This is a genomic window from Pedobacter sp. B4-66 (genome assembly GCF_018492665.1).
Lineage (GTDB): Bacteria > Bacteroidota > Bacteroidia > Sphingobacteriales > Sphingobacteriaceae > Pedobacter.
Window position 1 is genome coordinate 1 of record NZ_JAFVME010000011.1, and the last position, 5643, is coordinate 5643.

Annotated in this window: 4 protein-coding genes; all 4 read right to left on the bottom strand. The window is 37.7% G+C overall.

Annotation, left to right across the window (positions count from 1 at the left end; translation table 11 throughout):
- Positions 1-964, bottom strand: a 964-nt coding sequence (locus tag J1905_RS18820) for an acetyl-CoA carboxylase carboxyltransferase subunit alpha (RefSeq protein WP_214228775.1), incomplete at its 3' end; no start/stop codon positions are given.
- 47 nt (positions 965-1011) lie between these two features.
- Entirely contained in the window at positions 1012-2925 is a 1914-nt protein-coding gene (locus J1905_RS18825; protein WP_214228776.1) for an alpha-amylase family glycosyl hydrolase, read from the bottom strand.
- Positions 2926-2943: 18 nt separating this feature from the next.
- Entirely contained in the window at positions 2944-4317 is a 1374-nt protein-coding gene (locus tag J1905_RS18830) for an MFS transporter (protein ID WP_214228777.1), read from the bottom strand.
- Positions 4318-4408: 91 nt separating this feature from the next.
- On the bottom strand, positions 4409-5643 hold a 1235-nt coding region (locus tag J1905_RS18835), incomplete at its 5' end, for a glycosyl hydrolase family 65 domain-containing protein (protein ID WP_284445130.1).

Consider the following 5643-nt stretch of genomic DNA (forward strand, 5'->3'; position numbering starts at 1 on the left):
ACCCTTCTACAACCACCCCCATTGCGCAGAATTTATCAATCCTGGCAGTAATCATTTTCTCAGTTTTTTCTTTCGTAAGCACTTTCAAATCGTCCAGAATCTGTTTTTTGATAGTTCCGGCCATTTGCTCAGGATTCTGATGTGCACCACCAAGAGGTTCTCTTATGATACCATCAATAAGTTTGTTTTTGAACATATCATCAGAAGTCAGCTTTAAACATTCGGCTGCTTTTTCTTTGTAATCCCAACTTCTCCAAAGAATTGAAGAGCAAGATTCCGGAGAAATTACTGAATACCAGGTATGCTCCAACATATATACTTTATCCCCAATACCAATACCTAGGGCACCACCAGATGCTCCTTCACCAACCACAAAACAAATGATTGGTACTTTTAGCACTGACATTTCTAATAAGTTTCTTGCAATAGCTTCTCCCTGACCACGCTCTTCAGCTTCAAGCCCAGGATATGCCCCCATCGTATCTATAAAAGAAATAACAGGCTTGTTAAACTTCTCCGCCAATCGCATTAAACGAAGTGCTTTTCTGTAACCTTCAGGATTAGCCATCCCGAAATTGCGATATTGACGCTCTTTGGTATTTTTACCTTTCTGATGACCAATAACCATTACTGTTTGACCATCGATAGTAGCAAAACCTCCAATAATTGCTTTATCGTCTCCGACTGTCCTATCGCCATGCATTTCAATAAAGTCATCGCAAATCATGCTGATGTAGTCTAAAGTCTGAGGCCTTTCAGCATGACGAGACATTTGAACTTTTTGCCAGCCTGTTAAATTGCTGTAAAGCGTTTTTTGCGTTTGTCCTAATTTGTCTTCAAGTTCTGCTAAGGTAGCAGACATGTCTACTTTAGTCTTATCAGCAACCTGTTTAACCTTCTCAATTTGCTGAACAAGTTCAGCTAAAGGCTTTTCAAAATCAAATGATGTTTTTATCTGTTCCATAAGCGGGCTGTAAAAATAGACATTTTATTTTAAAAACCTTATTTATTTCAACCCCCATTCAAGACAGTCCTGCTGTAAATATGATACTCCCCGGGCACCAATATTTTATTATAACTATTTCCGTTTAAGGTTATTGATCCACCTCCAATTGCATCGTACCATGTCCCCCCACCACCGAAGTCTATAATAGCTTCCTTACTTACCACATCAAAATTCCCAATTACCACCACTGTATTTGAACCTTCAATGAGCTTAACATATTTTATCCCTGAACTAAGATTATACGTCGCATCTACTGCATTAAAGATGTTATTCTTCTTTTTCAGATTGATGATTTTTGAATAAGTATTGTATAACGCTTTTCGCTCTTTTTGTTGAAAATACTCCCAATGTATAGGCTTGTTACCTGTTCTTCCATTAAAATCAATGCTAATATCATAACCTAATTCTTCAAACTGCCAGATCATTTTTGGGCCAGGTATAGCAAATAATAAAGCCGCAGCCATCTCTTCTCTTTTTAATGCTGTAGCTAAGTTTTTTACATCGTATGTCGTGGATGCATTGCCATAAGCAAGGTTCTTATACATTGTTCTCTCTTCATCGTGACTTTCAATAAAATTGACCAGGTTCTCAGATTTCCCAAAACCATGTTTTGCAAAGAAAGCCCATGAGAAATCAGAATTATTTAACCACCCCATGGTTGCTTCATTCATATTTACATTTAAATTATTCCAAAGCATCATCCCCTCATCTGCCAATACCTTTTCCTCCGTCGCATCAGCAAAATGCTCCAGTATCACGTAAAAATTATTGGCATCTATACTTCTAATATAATTATTATAATCCTTCCAAATCGCTATCCTGCTAGCATCATATGCACTAAAAGCCTCATCACCAACTGAGACTTTCTGAGTGAAGCCTTTCGACAAATCAAAACGGAAACCATCGATTTTATATTCCTGCATCCAGAACTTCATTACATTTTTAGCAAAAGTTTTTGTAGCACTACTCTCATGATTAAAATCATAGCCCACATTGTAAGGGTGCGTTGCATTGGAATTGAACCAGGGGCTAGTAGCTAATGGCTTACCTGATGATTGATCAAAATAAAGTTGCACCATAGGCGATTGACCAAATGAATGATTGAGGACCATATCCAAAATAACCGCTATCCCACGACCATGGCATTCATCAATAAAATTCTGAAGGGCTGATTTTGTTCCATAGTATTTATCTGGAGCAAAATAAAAAGAAGGATTGTAACCCCAACTCAAATTGCCCTCAAATTCATTTACCGGCATCAATTCAATAGCATTGATGCCTAACCCTACTAAATAATCTAGTTTTTCCAGAGTAGATGCATAATTATGTTCGTTTGTAAAATCCCTCAGCAATAGTTCATAAACTACCAGATCATTTTTGGCAGGTCTGATAAATCCGTTCGAATTTTTCCAAGTATATAGAGACTTATTCCCTTGCATCACACTCACAATACCTGTGGTTTTCCCAACCGGATAGGGTTTTAAACCTGGATAAGTAGTATTGTCAATATAACCATCATTAGATTGATCCAATACTTTTTCGCAATATGGATCTGCTATCTTTAAATTATCATCCACAAGAAACTGATAGGCATACTCTGTATTAGGATTCAAGTTATCAACCTGTACCCACCATACATTTCCATCTTTAGTATTTTTCATAACTGTGGCTTGCCAGTTATTAAATTCTCCAATTAATGCGACTGACTTCTTTAATGGGGCATAAATGGTGACTATTGCCGAGGTCCCATTATTAATAAACACGACTCCATCCTTTGCCCCCACAGGTAAGTCATTATTAACCGGCGGAACAGGAACTACAGGTGTAACAGGAGTTTCGGGCTCTGGGCTAACTTTAGCTTTTTTGCATGCCGCGGCCAATACCGATAAAATCAGCACCATCAGATAAATCCTTTTCATGATATTAAAGTTTAAATTCTATTGACTTCTTTCTTCTATGGCAAGCTTGTCGGCTAAAATTGAATCGATGTTTCGTGGTTCTCTTACAAAAACATAACAAATAATAGCGGCTATAACCATTAGTCCGCCACCTAGCTGCACCGCTAACAATCTATCATTATGTAGCACTTCGCGCATTAACCAGCCAAAGCCTAAGGAGGCAATTATCTCGGGCAATACAATAAAGAAATTAAAGATTCCCATGTATATTCCAATCTTATCTTTGGGCAAAGACCCGCTCAACATCGCATAAGGCATAGATAAAATACTTGCCCAGGCTACCCCTACCCCCGTCATGCATAAATAAAGCATGTTTTTATCATGTACCCAAGCCACACTAATTAAACCCATTGCACCACATAACAAGCATAAAGCATGTGTAGTCTTTCTGCCTAGTCTATCAGCTATTTTGGGCAAAACAAGTGCAAACAAAAAAGTAACGACACTATAGTAAGCCAAAGTTAAACTCCCAAAATCGGCCCCATGTGCATAAACAGGGTCACTGGCATCTTTACCACCAAAAACATTTACTGCAACGGCAGTAGTATAATAAAACCACATTAAAAACAAACCTGGCCATGTAAAAAATTGAACCAATGATACAATTTGCATCCTTTTAGGCATGTTCAATAAAGAGTGCCAAATCTCTTTTGCTCCTGCTCCAAAACCTTTATTACTCTCCAACACTTTATCTTTATAATCAACATCAGCAGGAGGATATTCATTAGTTGTAAATACAGTGTATAGTACTGCTGCCAAAAAAAAGAAGGCACCAATATAAAACGAGAATTTAACATTTTCCGGGATATACCCCTGCGCTGCAGTATTACTCAAATGAAAAACATTGTTCATTAACCAAGGCAAAGCCGATGCAATACTTCCGCCAAGGCCAATCATCATACTTTGCATAATAAAACCTCTGTTTACCTGGGAGTCTGGTAATTTATCTGTAACGAAAGCCCTAAAAGGTTCCATTGCCACGTTACCTGCAACATCTAAAATCCATAGTAAACCGGCAGCCATCCACAATGCACTACTATGTGGCATAAACACCAAGGTTATAGAACTGATAATAGCACCAGCCATAAAATAAGGCCTCCTCCGCCCCCATTTAGGATGCCATGTCCGATCGCTCAAATAACCAATTATAGGCTGCACAAGTAATCCGGTTAATGGTGCAGCTAAGAACAAAAGTGGTACCTGATCTGGATTTGCACCAAGATTCTCATAAATGCGCCCCATATTGGCACGTTGTAAGTCCCAACCAAACTGAATACCGAAAAACCCGACACTCATATTAATAATTTGAACTAAACTAAGCTTTGGATTTTCGGTTAGTGTTTTTAAACTCATTTAAGTCGTATTAAAATTCTATAATCTGCGCAGAAACCGGCAGTATTTGTACTTGTATGATGAGCTGGCGATGTAATTTTGATGAGCGTAATCATACCAATTGTTCATTATAAGTAATTGCCTTTTCACCAGAAGGAAAAGTATAAGACTGATTAAATATAGTTATTTCCAATATCTGATTAGAACCATTTATAATCCGAACCTGATCAGCAGTAATTTTCACCTTTAATTGAACACCTCTAAATCCTATGCTAAAGGAAAAATAATTCCATGCTTTTGGTACAAAGGGATTGAATATTAATTGTCCATTACGAACCCTCATTCCTGCAAAACCCTCTACAATACTCATCCAGGTACCTGCCATAGAAGTTATGTGCAATCCATCCTCGGTATCATTGTTATAATCATCCAAATCTAAACGTGCGGTACGCAGATAAAACTCATATGCTTTCTCTTCATCGTTAAGTTTTGCTGCCAAAATGCTATGTACACATGGCGACAATGAGCTTTCATGAACTGTTCGGCTTTCATAAAAATTGAAGTTTTTCCTTAGTGTTTCCAAGTCATAATCATCTTCAAAGAAGTACATTCCCTGTAGCACATCAGCCTGCTTAATATAACATGATCGTAATATCCTATCCCAACTCCACTTTTGATTAAGAGGTCGGTCTTCCGCAGGTAAATCTTTAACCAATATCTGCTCCTTATCCATAAACCCATCTTGCTGAAGAAAAACATCTGCTTTGGCATCATAAGGATAATACATTTGATCGGCAACCGCAGTCCAATCGCTAAATTCTTTCTCTTCTTCCAATCTGGTCTTAGCTACTATTTTTTTGTATTCCTTAGGAGCAATTTGTTTTACAACAGCTGAAGCTTCTATTGTATATCTTAAACACCAGGCGGCTAGTTTATTTGTATACCAATTGTTATTAATGTTGTTTTCGTATTCATTAGGCCCTGTTACACCAAGCATTACGAATCTATTCTTATCAGCACTCCAGTTTACACGTTGTTTCCAGAAACGAGCAACCCCTATTAATACTTCTAATCCATATTGAGCAAGATAACTTTCATCCCCTGTATAGCGGATATAATTGAAAATAGCAAAAGCTATTGCTCCATTCCTGTGGATTTCCTCAAACGTGATCTCCCATTCATTGTGGCATTCTTCACCATTCATAGTCACCATTGGATACAAAGCAGCACCATCAATAAAACCTAACTTTGCTCCATTTTCAATAGCCTTATCCAATTGTTTATAACGATAAACCAGCAAGTTTTTAGCCACCTCTTCTGGGGCAGTTGACAAATAAAAGGGAATGC

Coding starts and splice junctions, on each gene's coding strand:
- J1905_RS18830 (WP_214228777.1), bottom strand. CDS start 4,317: ATGAGTTTAAAAACACTAACCGAAAATCCAAAGCTTAGTTTAGTTCAA.
- J1905_RS18825 (WP_214228776.1), bottom strand. CDS start 2,925: ATGAAAAGGATTTATCTGATGGTGCTGATTTTATCGGTATTGGCCGCG.